The 14,682-nt window shown below is 57.3% G+C and carries 12 protein-coding genes; 1 reads left to right on the top strand and 11 read right to left on the bottom strand.

Annotation, left to right across the window (positions count from 1 at the left end; all coding sequences use genetic code 11):
• Window positions 1–189: 189 nt before the first annotated feature.
• The gene (locus CLV97_RS19015) at window positions 190–567 is read left to right on the top strand and encodes an IS5 family transposase (RefSeq protein ID WP_106346712.1); all 378 of its coding nucleotides are present in this window, start codon (window positions 190–192) and stop codon (window positions 565–567) included.
• Between the two features lie 199 nt (window positions 568–766).
• On the opposite strand, the gene CLV97_RS16930 is transcribed toward CLV97_RS19015, so the two are convergent.
• The 11 genes from CLV97_RS16930 to CLV97_RS18290 form a co-directional block, all read right to left on the bottom strand.
• Entirely contained in the window at window positions 767–2,404 is a 1,638-nt protein-coding gene (locus CLV97_RS16930; protein ID WP_106346711.1) for a TIGR02679 domain-containing protein, read from the bottom strand.
• A 514-nt stretch (window positions 2,405–2,918) separates the two neighbouring features.
• Window positions 2,919–7,115 carry a TIGR02680 family protein gene (locus tag CLV97_RS16925; RefSeq protein WP_106346710.1) on the bottom strand — a complete coding sequence of 1,399 codons (4,197 nt, stop codon included), beginning with the start codon at window positions 7,113–7,115 and terminating at the stop codon, window positions 2,919–2,921.
• Window positions 7,112–8,311: a TIGR02678 family protein gene (locus CLV97_RS16920; protein WP_106346709.1), complete on the bottom strand. Its 1,200-nt coding sequence runs from the start codon at window positions 8,309–8,311 to the stop codon at window positions 7,112–7,114. Before CLV97_RS16920 ends, CLV97_RS16925 begins: the two co-directional genes overlap by 4 nt.
• Before the next feature lie 15 nt (window positions 8,312–8,326).
• On the bottom strand, window positions 8,327–9,820 hold the full coding sequence (locus CLV97_RS16915) for a TIGR02677 family protein (RefSeq protein WP_106346708.1): 1,494 nt from the start codon (window positions 9,818–9,820) through the stop codon (window positions 8,327–8,329).
• An 85-nt stretch (window positions 9,821–9,905) separates the two neighbouring features.
• On the bottom strand, window positions 9,906–10,535 hold the full coding sequence (locus CLV97_RS16910; RefSeq protein WP_146130538.1) for a DUF7986 domain-containing protein: 630 nt from the start codon (window positions 10,533–10,535) through the stop codon (window positions 9,906–9,908).
• Window positions 10,536–10,559: 24 nt separating this feature from the next.
• Window positions 10,560–11,351, bottom strand: coding sequence for a hypothetical protein (locus CLV97_RS16905; protein ID WP_106346706.1), 792 nt, complete (start codon window positions 11,349–11,351; stop codon window positions 10,560–10,562).
• A 12-nt stretch (window positions 11,352–11,363) separates the two neighbouring features.
• On the bottom strand, window positions 11,364–11,951 hold the full coding sequence (locus tag CLV97_RS16900; RefSeq protein ID WP_106346705.1) for a hypothetical protein: 588 nt from the start codon (window positions 11,949–11,951) through the stop codon (window positions 11,364–11,366).
• A 136-nt stretch (window positions 11,952–12,087) separates the two neighbouring features.
• A complete protein-coding gene (locus CLV97_RS16895) occupies window positions 12,088–12,873 on the bottom strand; it encodes a hypothetical protein (protein ID WP_106346704.1) in 786 nt (261 codons plus the stop codon).
• Complete coding sequence (locus CLV97_RS18830) at window positions 12,866–12,991, bottom strand: hypothetical protein (RefSeq protein ID WP_281257629.1); 126 nt, start codon at window positions 12,989–12,991, stop codon at window positions 12,866–12,868. Before CLV97_RS18830 ends, CLV97_RS16895 begins: the two co-directional genes overlap by 8 nt.
• A 220-nt stretch (window positions 12,992–13,211) precedes the next feature.
• Window positions 13,212–13,970, bottom strand: coding sequence for a hypothetical protein (locus tag CLV97_RS16890; protein WP_106346703.1), 759 nt, complete (start codon window positions 13,968–13,970; stop codon window positions 13,212–13,214).
• A 20-nt stretch (window positions 13,971–13,990) separates the two neighbouring features.
• Window positions 13,991–14,682, bottom strand: a 692-nt coding sequence (locus CLV97_RS18290; protein WP_425440581.1) for a hypothetical protein, incomplete at its 5' end; no start/stop codon positions are given.

Genomic DNA, 14,682 nt, shown 5'->3' with positions numbered 1-14,682 from the left:
TTGAAGATTTCCTCGACAATCGGCGTCACCACGGCGATGCTCCACCAATCGGAGGGCTCCCCGCCGAAGAGGAGGTGAATGATGGCCACAAACCCTTGGGTGATAAAGGGGATTACCCAAGCTCCCACCAGAAAAAACGCGGAATACAAGCTATTTCAAAAACATGATCTACCAATGTAAAATGGAAGTATGAGTACGAGACATGAGCTGACAGACGAACAATGGGCTGTGATTGAACCCCTTCTTCCCAAACCCAAACCGGGACCCGGACGTTCGCCCTCCGATCCGAGAAAAACCCTGAACGGAATTCTGTACGTGCTAAAAACGGGTTGTACTTGGGCGGACATGCCCCGGCAATATGGTTCTCCCACCACCTGTTGGCGGCGATTGAAGCAATGGTCGGAAGACGGAACATGGGAGCGGATTTGGCGTGCGCTGTTGAGTCGAATGGATGCGGAAGAGAAAATCGAATGGGCTCAAGCTTTTCTTGACGGTCGATTTTTTCCTGCCAAAAAAGGGGAGACGGGATTGGAAAAACCAAGGTGGGCAAGGGAACCAAGGTCATGATGGTATCGGATGGAAACGGGGTGCCGATCGGTCTGTATCTGGACAGCGCCCAACATCATGAAATCCGGTTGGCGGAATCCACCCTGAAAACGGTTCGGGTACCGCAGGGGTACCGCCGGCGTTGGATCATTGAACGCTGCTTCGGGTGGATGAACAATTACCGTCGGTTGGTGGTTCGATATGACCGATATTTGCATATTTATAGAGCGTTTTGCCTGATTGCATTCATTATTTGGTGTGTCAACCGACGCATATCCGCCAACAACCGGTCCGCCATCCGCTCCTGGTAGCCCGGTCGGCCGGATCGGAGAATCGCTTCCTTCACCGGTTGCAGAGCGGGAGAGCGGACGCCCATCAACTGTTTCAGCCGGCGGGGGGAGAGGGGCTTGTCGGAGCGGCAGCAAAGGTAGTCGTCGACACTGTAACGCCACGGTAGCACCCGGTTCGGATGGCGCCGGAGGAGGCGATCGGCCATAAGGAGACCCTCCGGATCGAAATCACCGGAATAGCGGATGACCGCGCCTGCGGCGGCGAGGGCATCCAGCAGGAGGAGAGCGGCCAGTTTCGTCTGACCATGGGTGCAAATCAAAGGAGGGAGAAATGGATCCTCCCAACCGTCCAGCAGCGCGGAAAAGACACCGGAGTTTTCCACGACAAAGACGGGCGCACCGGGAAGCGGCTCCGGCTGATCCGTCCGCTCTTCCCCGCGATCCATGGAAAGAGACCACGGCCGATCCGCCCGCGTTTCCTCCTGGTTTCCGGGAAACGTTCCCGATTGTTCCGCCCACCCTTCCTGTTGATACCCAAAAAAAGGGCCCGACCGTCCCGCCTGTCCACCCTCCCCTGGAAAAATCGCCGCCGGACAGGCCCGTGCGACCCGGATCATTTCCCGCAGGGGGACGTTGAGAACGGAACGGGAGCGACAGGCGGCGTCAAATACGGAAAGAATTCTCCCCTGCCGGTCAAAGGCCAACAGGCCGGTGCAGGTGACGAAATTGGTCAAGTCGTCCCGGAGTAGACCGAAGAAGTGATACAGCTCCGTGAGAGCCTCCGCGGGGGAACCCTCCGGTTGAGCCTGGAGCTCTTCTTCTCCGGTATCCTCCGCCCGCAGGAGCGTCAGAGCGGCCATCAGGAGGCGCCCCCGCTCCGTATCCAGATCGAACCCGTGAGGATCGCCGGTGATCCGGGCGGCAAACAGGGGCAGCCGCTCCATCCGATCGGCGTCACGATCCCCCCTCCGCCGCTCCAGCTCCGTCAGGGCAGCCAAAACGTGCTCCATCTTTTCCTCCAAAGAACGGGGATCCCGATCGTATGCCCGGTGCACCCCGCGGGTTCCCGGCCGCTTCTCCCCGATGGCGTCCAGCCAACGCCGGCAGTAGGAAGCGGGAAACCGTTCTCGCAGACCGTCGAAGAAGGCCCGTTTCCGCGCCTCTTCCCGTTCCCTCCTTTCCTTGTCGGGAATGAGGGGCTCCCCTGCCACCCCCTCTAGGACAGCCGCCAGGGGAAGGCCGGCAAACCGGGTCTCCTCCAGCGCCCGGGCGAACCGCTCCAGGGAAATGACGGCCGTCCGCCGACCTTCGAAATTGGCACCGAGGAAGGTGGAGAAGACCTCCCGCTCCTCCGGCATCAGATCCCGGATCTTCACCGACCCGCCCACCCGTCCCAGAGCGCGATATTTTTGGATCATCAGCGTAATCAGACGGCGAAACCCCTTTTCGTTCCGGAAAAAAGCGACCGCCTCCCGAAGGCGGTCCCCATCCCAAGAGGGATCATCCCCGCCCGGAGCCGTCCGTTCCGCCTCTCGGCCGGCAAAATCGTTCCGTTCCTCCACAGTCATCACCGATTCCTCTTTCGTTTACATTCTGGATGAACGTGAAAGGGTGGAGAGCGTACCGCGGGCTTAATCGGAGCCGTGCTTTCCAGACTCTCGCCTATGCGGGGCGGCGACGCGAATGATTCGCCCTCCATCTCATCGGTTTTCTCACGGATCCCTTTCAATCCGGTAAAAACCGCCGATCGGACGCCGGAGAGGGTACCGCGACCCTTCGTTGCGACGGCAAAGGCATTCCACGGTACTTCTCCTCCTCCGATCATCGTTTTTCACCAGTCTGTTCCTTCCCCTCCCATCTGAAACAGCAAAAAACAGAACCGCCGTCCCTACAGGAAAAGGTGTCTCCCATCCCAAATGCCTTCATCCATGGCGATGGAAGGGAAAAAAGGGGCCTTGAGTACTTTTCCTGTTCAACGATCCGGAGCGGCACAACCCCCGCCGGTTCCCGATCGGGACTCATTCACCCGTACTTACGGTCGGGATACGGTGGACAACTTGGCGCTAGAGGGCTCCCCGTCCCCTACCGTCCTCCCTCCGCCCCCGCCGCCGCTGCCTCCGCATCCGCCTGCAGGAACCGCTCTTTCCCGTTCCACCGGTAGCGGATCACGGTGACGCAGGGGGCGTTTTTCGGCCGGACCAGTTCACAGATCGACAGGCTGGAAACGGTGTCGTAGTCGCCCCACAGCGCCTGGGAATTCATGATGTAATCGAAATCCAGCTCTTCCAGCAGGTCGAACATATCGCGGATGTTGTTTTCGTCCACGCCGGCGAAGGCCTCGTCCAGGGAAATGATCCGCGGTGCGTCGGGACGCGCCTCGGCGTAGCGGGAATGGGCGGCGGAAAAGAGGGGGATGTACATGGCCATCGCCTTTTCGCCGCCGCTGAAGGTATAAAAGACATGATTGGTCAACTCCCGGCGCGGCTCCCCCTCCCGGCGGCAATACAGGGTGAAGGAAAACCAGCGGCGATAATCCAGGATTTCCTTGATCAGCCGATGAAAGTTCTCCCCCTCCTCCTGCATCGCCTTGGCCCGCGCGATCTTGGTTCGGAAGTGGGTGGCGATCCGGGTGATGTCGCTCTCCTTCATCACCCGGGGATCCCGCATCAGCAGTTCCACCAGTTCCCGGGTGTCCAGCTCGTCCTCGTGTTCGGCGGGACGCGGTTTCCACCGGATGGAGAAAGTCAGCCCGCTGGAGGTGTCCCGCGCTTCCATCAGACGGTTCATCTCCTCCACCCAGCGCTCCGCCCGGCGGATCCGCGCCCGGATGATCTTCCCCACGTTGTTCAGGATGATCTCCTCAAACAACTCCCGGTCCTTCTCCGCCAAAATCTGCTCCTTCCGGTGGATTGCCTCTTCCACCCGGGCTCTGACGGCGTACGGGCTGACCCGCGCCCCTTCATACTCCATACTGAGCAGGAGGCGGCGGGTTTTCGTCCTGAGCTCCTCCCATCGGAGCCGCCAGGAGTCGCCCACGGCCTCCTCCCCGGTGCCGTCCGGTTCTTCCGGGACCTCCACATCCTCAAAAAGGGTCTGTTGGGTGAGGCGATACTCCACCAGTGCGGCCTGCTCCTGATGGAACAGGCGGTTCAGCCCCTCCGCCGCCTTGTCCCGTTCGGGAGCGCCCTCCCTTTTCCACCTAGCCAAAACCGCCCGGGCACGGTCAGCGGTCGGCGCCTCCCCGTCGCTCCCTTCCATTTCCGCCTCCGACCGGGGAACAAAGGAGCGCTGCAGGCGATCTTCCTCCCGGAAAACCTCCGTCCAGCTGGCGAGCAGCCGGTCCGCACGGCGTTCCTCTTCCTCGCACCGGATCAGCTCCCGCTCCCGCTCCGCCTGTTTCGCCTTCAGCTTCTCCGTGTCGCGGATCAGGGTCTCCTCCTCCCGGGGAAGCTCCCGCAGACGGCGTTCCACCCCGGCGATCCGCGCGCGGATCGCTTCGGCTCCCATCGCTTCGAGCCGCTGATTCACCTGCTCCAAACGCAGACGTGCTGTTTCTAGCTCATCGCAAATGAAGCGGAGCTCCCCCTTCAGTTCGTCCACATCGGCGATGACCTCTTCCCGGTTTAGCTCCAAAAGGGCCTGCCGGCGGCGGGAATCCTCCAGCTGTTCGTCGAGGCGCCGGACCTCACCCAGCCGGTCGCGGTAGGTTCGCATCCCTTCGACCGCCGCGGCATAGGCCGACTCCTTCGCCGGCAGATCGATTCCCTGGGCCTGTTCCCGCAGGAGGGCCTTCACCCGCTGCCAACGGGCGTGGGCCTCCTTCAGCTTTTCGTTTCGCTTTTCCACCTCCCGCTCGGCGGCGGCCGCCTCGCGGCGGGCTCGATCCCACTCGGAGAAAGCGTCCCGGATGCCTTTGTCGTCGGGGAACCGGCGGTACTCCTTCTCCAGGCGCTCCAAACGGGCCGCGTGCTCCCGGCGCCGCTCCGCCCATTCGTCCCGCTCCCGCAGGAGCCGGTCCCGCTCCGCCTCCAGCCGGGCAATCTCCCGCAACCGGTACTGCCGGCGGGCTTCCTTCCCGATGTAGACGGCTTGCGCCTCCCGGGGCGCGTGGCCGCGGATCGGGCCGATCCGGTAAGTGCCGTCGGGGAGAACCGCCGTCTCTTCTTCGGACCCTTCCCCGATCCGGATGCTGCGCAGCACCCGGTCGACATCTTCCGCCGGCACCGGCATCCCTTCCCCCTCCACCGGGTACAGGTAGTCGGCCAGGGTGGGCGCCAACAGGTGCGGAGCCGGCTTCAACACCCGATCGTGGCGTACCGCCTCCCCGCCGGCCTCCAGCATCGCGGAGGGAACGATCAGCGCGTCCAGAATGCCCATCTGCATCAAGGCCGACTCGATCCGTTCCCGCTCGGCGGCGGAAACGGCGTCGCGAAATTCCACCGCCGCGTAGAAGGGGACGAAGGGGATCCCCCGTTCCCGGAGCTCCCGCCGGACCTGCTCCGTGTCCGGATGGCGGGGCGGCTCCGGATCCTTTTTCGCCCGCCACTCTTCAATCGCCTGCTCGACGCCCTTCATTTCCGCTTCCAGTTGTCCGATCCGGTGGTCGAGGCGGAACATCTCCTCTCGAATGGACCGCCGGACCTCTTCGACGGCCGCCGTCAGCGACTCCCGGAGCTGTTCCCGATCCATCTGTTCCGGAAAGTCGGCCACCCGGCGGGACAGAAGGCGCAGGGCTTCCTCATCCAATCGGAGTTCTCGATTTTCCACGTTCCACCGGTAAACGGCGGCGATCCAACCGGCCCGTTCCTCCTCCAACAGCTCCGCCCACTTCTTTTCCTCCACCCGGGAAAGATCCCACTGCCGGCGGGCTTCTCCCAGCTCCGCCTCCGCCTCCGCGTAGCGCTCCTTCATCCGGGATTCCTCCCGAAGGATGGTCAGCACCCGGTTCAGCCGCTCGTCGTGCTGACGGGCCTCCCGTTCCCACAGGCAGAAGGAGAAGGGCTTCCCGGTGTTTCGGCGGTAATCGGCCGTCGACAGCAAGTGGGCTGCAAAGGCGGCCTCCTCCGCCAGGGCGTCCATCTCCTCCAACCGCTCCCCGATCTCCTTCCGGAGGCGGTGCCGATTCTCTTCCTCCCGGCGGATCTGCTCGTCCAATTCGCGCTCCTTCCGCTCCTTCTGCTTCAGGAGCTCCTCCTTGTGCCGCCGCGTTCGCTCCCGGTCCTTCAGCTTTTGTTCCAGCTCCGCCTTTTCCTTTTCCGCCCGGAAGACGTCGTGCCGCATCAGCGCATCCCGTTCCGCGGCAAGCACCTTTCCCTCCCGCTTGGTTTCCTCCAGGCGCCGCTCCAGCTCGGCCAGCCGCTCCGCCCCTTCCGCCATTTCCCGCCGGAGGCGTTCCTTCTCCCGCTTCAAACGGGCGGCCAAGTCCGCCGCCCGGATCCACCCTTCCGCCTTTTCCGCCAGTACCGCGCGATTGTACTGGTCATACTGCCTGCACAGGCGGTCGAGGGAGCGCCGCTCCCGCACCAGTTGGTCCAGCTCGCTCCGGATCTGGTCCATCGCCTCGATCGTGTCCGACAGCGGGCGCAACTCTTCATCAGTCAGCGGGGGAAGGGACTCGTGCAGGATTTCGTAGATGACGGTCGGCTTGAAATCCTTGGACAATTTCGGGCTGCGCAGCTGGATCAGGAGCTTGATCAGGTCTTCGAAGGCTTCCAGGGTGTGAAAGCCGAACAGGTGGCGGTTGACCAGTTCCATGTACTCCCGCTGGCTCTGCACCACTGCGCCGCCGTCCCCGATACGCGCCTCCAGTTCCCACCGGGTCAGGGGGATCTTCTGGATGCCCCCGGATCCGTCCGGCTCCGTCTTGTACAGGAAAAAATCTTCGCCGATCCGCCGCCCGTCCGTTACGAGAAAGCCCCAGAACTGGAGAGGGCCGTTCCGGCGGATCCGGATCCCGATCCCGGTGGTCAGGGTTTGCTCCGTTCCCCTGCGCCGGTACTCCAGGTAGAGGTATCCGGTTCGCTCATCCCGGTCGACCACCCCCTTTTCCCCAAGGAGGTAATCCTCGATCCGCCGTGCCCGGGAACCGAAGGGATCGAGCCGGTCCGGGCTCTTTTTCCCGTCCAGCAGAAGGGGAATCAGGCTCTGCATGGTGACCGACTTCCCCGAACCGTTGGTTCCGCGGAGGAGGAGCTTTCCATCTGAAAAGGGGAAAATTTCCTCATCATAATACCAAAAATTAAAAATTCCCGCCCGGTTGAGCCGCCAGCGCCCGTTCACGACCGTTCCTCCCTTTCTTTTTTTATATCCCTGCCCGCCGGATCGAAGTCCGCCGGGTACTTCCCCGCCAGCCGACCGAGGAGGGGGTAAAGCCGGATCATCCCCGACTCCGGGTCGACGGTAGCCATCTTCCACTCCTTCAACAGGGCCAAAAGTTCTGCCGCCGTCTGCTTCACCAAGGCGGTCCGGTACTGCTTGCTCCAACCGGCGCCCCGGGATTCCTTCAGGGCAGCCACCCACTGCTCCCATTCCACCGGGGTGAGGCGGATCGTCCCGTCGGCCTCCACCCTCACCTCCCCCGCCGCCAGCCGGCGACGCGTTTCCTCCCCCATTTGCAGGGCGATGTCACAGATCGCCCGGCTGTCGGGAAACAGCGTGAGGCGCGCCCGGGCCTCCGGAGCGGACAACAGGGCGGTATTCCGGTAGATCTCCAGGCGGAAGCCAAGGTATTCGGCGAAATCCTCCTCCAGCCGGTGGCGAAAACGGAGCAAATAGAGGAAGTCCGCCTCCTCCATCTCCTCCCGGTACACCGCCGGGGAGAGAAGCAATTGCCGATACACCCGGTGGCGCCGCCGGAGGGAGGAGTCCTCCTCCGCCGCTGCTTCCGCCTGCAGGATCGCTTCCCCCGACGAAAACCTAGTCAAATCCTTCGGAAACGTCCGCATGAAATAACGGGCCGCCACGGGCACTTCGTACAACACCTCCGCCTGCTCGTTCTGCTGAAAGGCGGCCGTATCCCCATCCACCTCGGTCAAGATGCCCAGCCGGACTGCCGTTTTCACCACACGGACCAATGATTTGCGGTGTTCATAATTTTCCCAATCCATCGGGAACTCCCCGGGGTACAGGACTTTCAGCTCCTCGCAGAGGGCGGACAAAAGAAACGGTTCGTCGACGGCCACGTTTTCCATGTGGGCCAGCAGGCAGCAGAACATCGCGTAATCCCGGGGATGCTCAAACGTCTCCATGCCCATCCAGGGTTCCGGTCGGGCCGGGATCTTTTCCAATTTGGCGAAATGCCGGTGGACGATCAGGCGGTAGCCCAGCTTGTCTCGGACAAATCGCTTCAGTGCCGCTTCCCGGTCTCGGATCATGGCGTATTCCTCCGGCTGCCGGTCCCGCAGGATCCAGAAGTTTTCCAGGAGAATACCCAAGGCTTCCCGCGCTTTTTCGTCAAAGGCAGCATCGCGAGACACAGGAACCCCCCTCCATTAATCGAAATGAAAGACGATGTCCGGCATCTCCAGCACTCCGTCCTCCGCCCGGAGCCGGATGATCCGGTTGCTGGCCACCTCCAGGCGAAAAGGACGGCCGGTCTCCGTCTTGCCGATCCGCTCCGGATGGGCCATTGATTTGGCGATCCAAGAGAGCAGGGTTTTGCGCACCACCGGTTTCACCGGGGGCAGCTCCCGCAGGGCGATCCGGTCCTGCCGGATCAGTTCCGCGAGCAATAGCTGTTCTTCTTCCTTCCGCCGGAGGTAGGTTTCCCTCACCGCCCGTTTCCGCGCGGTGTGGTCGTCAGCGGCATTCGGCTTCACCCGTTCCCGGTAGGCGGTAATCCGGGGTTTGAGAATCACGGGGGCGGGAGGTGCCTCCCATACCTCCACATCCAAGGATTCCGTCCCTTTCGGCTCCTCCACCTTGAGATGGCGGGTGCGGAAGACGCCGAAGACGCAGGCGGACAACTTGTGTGCCTCGTCGAGGGTTTCCAGGGAGGCAAACCACTTCGCCAGATGGAGGTAATCCGCCCGCCGGCTGCGCATGTGATGGACCGTCTCCCCCAGCCGTTGGGCGAACCGCGTGATTTTGCGGATCGTCTCGTTGGTGGTGTTCTGGAGGTAAACCAGTTCCGCCTCCTGTCCCCCGTCCCCGAAAAACCAGCGCTTCAGGTCCTCCCACTCGCCGATTCGGCGCTCCACCAGTTCCTCCCTGACGGGGCGCTCCTCCAGGCGGGGGATGGACAGCTCGTAATCGGCCAGCCGTTCCGCCAGCCGCCGGACGAAATCCGCATCCGTCTCCTCCAGCAATCCTTCGATGCGGTAAGAGGTGCGCTGGAGGCTGATCATGAAATCCCGCAGGTAACGGATCACCACCTCTTTGAAGGCGAAAAAGGCTTCCTCTTTCATCCGCTCCTCCACTTTTTCGCTCTGCAGGTGGGCGATGTAGTCCATCGCATTGCGGGTCAGTTCATGGAAATCATTCGCCACGTCCTGCCACAGCCGGTAGATCCGCTCATCGGACCAGTGAAAAACGCGGTGTTCCCCTTCGTCGTCCCGTTCGGTCAACGTAAGGAGCGACTGTAGCAGCCGGTCGAACAGCGTCCGCTCCAGGGAGCCGCCGTATCCGTCCCCCATCTTCTCCAGCGCCATCACCATCCGCTCCAGCTCCACCGTGTAGGGGGTGAGCTGGTATCGGAACTTCCGCTTCTTAAACTCCTCGATGGTCTGGATCCGTCCGGTATCCTGCCGTGGGACCAGGTTGTTCCACTCCACCAGTTGGCTGAGATCCTGTTGCAACTGCTCCTCGGTGTAATCGCGGAAGTGGGGAAAGCGCTTCAAATGGCGTAACACCTCCTCGGGCAGCAGAAAGTGCTGCATCCGCTCGTACCGCTGGTAGAAAAAGCGCAGGATCGCCCGGTACCGCCAAGCGTTCCCCGCCGTGAGATAGGAAGCTTCCTTCACAGGTTTGAACACCCGTTCGTCCATCGGAACCGCCTCCTGTCCATCCGTGTCGTTTATGGTCCCCTTATAGCAAAATAAGGAACGGAGGGTCCGATCAATGAAGGATTTTTCACTGGACAGACCGGTGAATCGCCGGTGTCCCGTACCGTCGGCTCAACGCGAAAAAGGCGACGAAGCGTCGGATCGAATCTGTATCGGACGGCACTTTTTTGTACTGTTTTTGATATTTCTGGATCAGCCGGTCCGCTTCAAGATAAAAATGTAGGGAAAAGCCCGATGACATATTAAACCCCCTGTACGGAACGACCCGCGTGAACAGCAGGGTTCCCGGTTCAGCCGTCCGGCTGTAGTGGATGTCTAGCAAGGGAATCAATCCCCCATTGAGCAAATCTTCGAGGATCAGGGTCGATTCCTCCCTGCGGAACCCGGCGACCATAAACAACGAGGTGTAGGCAGCGAGGAAAGCCTCCGTCAATTGTTTCTCGATCCACTCCATTTGCGGATGATCCCGTCGGTATTGTTCCACTGCCGTTGGACCGTCCATATACGGCTCGTGCAGCAGAAAATCGAAAAACGCGGGTTCCTCCTCCTCCGAAATATGCAAATAGTTTCCCGACAATACTCCCAGGAGTCGCCCCGCCGTTTCCAACTGTTCCCTCATAACGTACTGTTCCAACATTCGGTTGTTCAGCTCCATGCCGACGCGCCGGACCTGTTTGTACTTTTCCAGGATATACATGTCGATTCCCCCGCTTTCGTACATTCACCCCTTATACAACCGAATCCCCTTCTGCAGCAGGTATTCATCCACATGGCGCTCGAAGGTGCGGAGAAACTTCCGGGTGTTTCCCACTTTGTTCTTCGTTAGCTCCCGGTCGTAGAACAGCACCCGAATCTTGCCGTCTTCCATCTCCTGCACCGACTCTGCTCCCAGACGATCCTGCAGGTAGTCGATCACCCACTCCCGGGGGACATGGGCTTCAAATTCTTCTACTAGACGGATCACTTCTTCTTTCGTCTTTTTTGTCTCAACTGTATCTTCTACCCGTTCATACAAGGGTTCCGGTCGGTACAAATAAGCCGGTTTGCCCATATAAGCATTTCGATCTCCATCAATCATCCACAGCTCTTCAAGGCTAGGTAATCCGGCCACGTCAGTAAATAGATTCAACAAAGCCTGTGTTCGTTGAACATTAATTTCTGCATCTTCCGTTTGAAAAAACTTGAGATTATCGTAATCTTCAACTCTCAGTAATGTGTCATTGACGCATAACCGATTAACATAGATCTCTTCTTCTACAGTAGGATTAAAAAATGTAACATAATATAATTCATACCAATCTCTGTCATTTAATACTTCATTTCGAACCTCATCAATGGAATCCAAGTTTCTAAGAGCTTCATCATCGTTAAATGCATATCCATCTAAACGACGAACCTTTCCCCAATGCCTCATCAAGACTTCCGTTACATTCAGACCCACTTCCATGTAGTCTTCCTTCAAATACGCCCCCCAGTAAGTAAACATCAACCAACGATCAATTTCTTCCGACATCCACTTTCCCTCCTACCAGTCAATCTTCCGTATGGTGACTTTAATGTTCAAATGCTCTTCAAAAACCTTCCGCATCGTCTCAAGCGCCTCATCCGGCGCCCGCTTCGGCACTTTCAGCATGTAAAGCACATCCGAATCCGCGCGCGTGATTCCATACTCTTTGGCCTTGGGAATCTGATCCAGATGCTGCAGGAGATAATTAACAGACCTCTGATGTTTGGCAAATTGGATGTAACGCATCTGTCTTTTATCGCTTTCTGCAGGAATACCTTCAAAAAGAAACTTTCTCAGATCATTTTTCGCCAAATCCGCCAGCCGCTCAAAATCCCTTTTGGACCACATTTTCGCTTCCTCGACGATAGTGATCCGCCCGTCTTCCACAACGATATTATCCGGCATTCCAAAAGTTCTTCTTCTCGAGGGATCCTCTTTGTAAGCCGCATCGCGCACCGTACTAAACAGGCTTTTAGTTTTACTCACTCCCAGACTATTGGGCAGCAAATCCGCTTCTTCAAACCGTTGCCAAGCGGTTTTATCCTTCGCAAACTGAACCGTCCTCTTGATCGCCCCGCCCCCGAGGCGGTAGAATACGGCGCTCAATAGCGTCGATGCCGCCGCATGCAGCCTCTGCTCCGGTAAGCCGGGACCAGTAATCCTACCAAGTATGTATTAGGCCAAAACGAAAGCTCGTCGACCTCCGGGAGCATCTCGCGGAGATCGACGAGACTGACCTGTTTCAGGACCTGTCACCCTTATACAACCGAATCCCCTTCTGCAGCAGGTATTCATCCACATGCCGCTCGAAGGTGCGGAGGAATTTCCGGGTTTTTCCCACTTTGTTCTTCATTAGCTCCCGGTCGTAGAACAACACCCGGATCTTGCCGCCTTCCATCTCCTGTACCGACTCCGCTCCCAGACGGTCCTGCAGGTAGTCGATCACCCACTCCCGGGGAACGTGGGCTTCAAATTCTTCTACCAGACGGGTAACTTCCTCTTTTGCATCGAGAGTATATAATCCCCCCTCCACTCGTTCGTACAAGGGCTCCGGACGGTAGAGATAGGCTGGTTTCCCCATAAACGCTCTGCGATCATCAATCATCCACAGCTCCTCAAGAGCTGGATGGCCAGCCACATCCGTAAAAATATCCAACAATGCCTGGGTTCGCCATGCATTGATTTCTTTATCCTCCGTTTGATAAACTTTGAGTCCATCATACTCTTCAAAAAGCATATACGCATCGGATATAACCAAGCGGTTTACATAAATCTCTTTCGTAACAGACGGATTGAAAAATGTGACTTCATAATATCTATACCGATCCCTGTTATTCAGTACTTCCTTTTGAATTGAATCAAAGGAATCAATATTTTCCAGAACTGTATTTTTTCTTCCTTCCAATTGACAAGCCTCCAAATGTTTCATCAGGATCTCCGTCACATCCAGACCAACCTCTATATAATCTCCCTTCAAGTATGAGCCCCAATGAGTGAACATTAACCAGCGCTCAATGTCTTCAGCCATTTCGTTTCCCTCCCCATTCGATCTTCCGAATCTCCACTTTTATGTTCAATTCTTCTTCAAAAACCCTCCGCATCAACCCCAGCTCCTCATCCGGCGCCCATTTCGGCACTTTCAGCATATAAACCACCCCTGAGGCGGTGGAAGGCGCGTCGATGCCGCCGCATGCAGCCGCCGTTCCGTTAAGCCAGAACCAGTAATCCTACCAAGTATGTATTAGGTCAAAACGAAAGCTCGTCGACCTCCGGGGACATCTCGCGGAGATCGACGAGACTCAACACCTGTCCTTGTTTTCTTCTTTTCAACCCTTGGCAAATGGAAACTTTAAGAGTGGTTATTCATCAATGATTCCGAAACATCCGCACCCACTGTTGCACCTCCGGATCTGAAGATTTTTCCCAACGATCATACAAGGCCTTTCCGCCATCGGGCAAAAACCTTGCAGCACTGACGGCCTCAAAGCGGGGATCAGGCTGTTGGGGAGGAAGATTGAAAAACCATTCCAACCCTTCGTGATCCACTTTACCCATGGCAACCAGCGGCCTTAAGCACAGGGATGCCTGAAAAACAGGATACTCAAGCTCTTTTGAGTCAAGTGCCGCTTGCATTGCCGATAATATGTCGTCAGCCAATGTCTGAAAATGAAGTGTGTGCGGTCTTTCTTTTCTGGGTGTTAACATGCGTGTGAACGACCCTTCAAGAAAAGCATGTTTCCCATAAATTTCAGGGGAAAGAAACCGTCGAATCAGGGGCTTTTGAATCTCCCAATCATCTATGGGGCGCACAACTCGGAACGCCAGTTCTTCATAGGCACAATCCTCTCCCCACAACCGATGAGGAAAAAGAGCAGGGCCCTCATCCAAGAGTTGGGAATCAAGCAGCGATTGACATGCTTCCAAACCAACCGGTTCATACCATTCCAACAACGTCAAAGTGGAATAAAACCGGATCTCACGGCTTCCATTATACGCCAAGTGAATAACCCCTCTTAAACGCTGTGGGGAAATTTGCTCCATGTCCCAAACTTGATCTATTCCGACATAATTTCCGTCGTCATCGCATTCCAACAGTTTGTATGCCTCCGGAAAGGATTCAAACATTTTTGTCACCGCCTTAATGGTCAGTTCAAATTTTCAGGTCCTGATATAAAGCGATTAGGCACAATTCCCTTGATCAAAATTTCCTTATCACGCCTTGTGTTTTCAATAGCATTCTCCAGTTTTATTATACTTTCTATCAGTTTATCATACCTTCTTTTTGAATAATTCTCTCTTTGAATCAATTGATTCAGTTCCTGTTTCTTCATTTCTAAGCTTTGTTTTAGTTCCTGAATAATCCGATCTTGTCCAATAATTTCTGCTTGTACTTCTCCTTTAGAAATCGCTTCTTGAAGTTTATCCAAATCAATTTGAATTCGTTGCTTTCCATATCGTTTTGATATTCCTTGTTCAGACGTCGTCGATATATAGGGGGAATCATGTTTATTGATGTTAAGGATATGTTCTGTAATACTTGCCCGACCATTTGGATTAGCCGGAATGAGATTTCCCATTTCATCTAGATGTGCCTTGGGAATTTCCGTTTTTCCGCTTTGACTGGGACGAGTCTTACTGTAAAAATCATTATCTGCACGAAAAACACTATTGTAATGCCTTTTCGCAAACCGGACCGTCCTCTTGATCGCCCCCCCGAGGCGGTGGAAGGCGGCGCTCAAAAGCGTCGATGCCGCCGCTTGCAGCCGCTGTTCCGGGGTAAGCCGGGACCATTGGTCCCACCAGGTCCGGGTCTCCGCCAGGGGATTGCGGAGAAAAC

The organism is Planifilum fimeticola (genome assembly GCF_003001905.1).
In the GTDB taxonomy this organism is placed as follows: domain Bacteria; phylum Bacillota; class Bacilli; order Thermoactinomycetales; family DSM-44946; genus Planifilum; species Planifilum fimeticola.
This window is presented reverse-complemented; position numbering and strand designations above follow the sequence as displayed.

Excerpts from the sequence above, each read along its gene's own strand:
- CLV97_RS18830 (WP_281257629.1), bottom strand. The coding sequence starts at position 12,991 with ATGCTGAAAGTGCCGAAATGGGCGCCGGATGAGGAGCTGGGGTTGATG.
- CLV97_RS16930 (WP_106346711.1), bottom strand. The coding sequence starts at position 2,404 with ATGACTGTGGAGGAACGGAACGATTTTGCCGGCCGAGAGGCGGAACGG.
- CLV97_RS16905 (WP_106346706.1), bottom strand. The coding sequence starts at position 11,351 with ATGTCGGAAGAAATTGATCGTTGGTTGATGTTTACTTACTGGGGGGCG.
- CLV97_RS16895 (WP_106346704.1), bottom strand. The coding sequence starts at position 12,873 with ATGGCTGAAGACATTGAGCGCTGGTTAATGTTCACTCATTGGGGCTCA.
- CLV97_RS16890 (WP_106346703.1), bottom strand. The coding sequence starts at position 13,970 with ATGTTTGAATCCTTTCCGGAGGCATACAAACTGTTGGAATGCGATGAC.
- CLV97_RS16910 (WP_146130538.1), bottom strand. The coding sequence starts at position 10,535 with ATGTATATCCTGGAAAAGTACAAACAGGTCCGGCGCGTCGGCATGGAG.
- CLV97_RS19015 (WP_106346712.1), top strand. The coding sequence starts at position 190 with ATGAGTACGAGACATGAGCTGACAGACGAACAATGGGCTGTGATTGAA.
- CLV97_RS16915 (WP_106346708.1), bottom strand. The coding sequence starts at position 9,820 with ATGGACGAACGGGTGTTCAAACCTGTGAAGGAAGCTTCCTATCTCACG.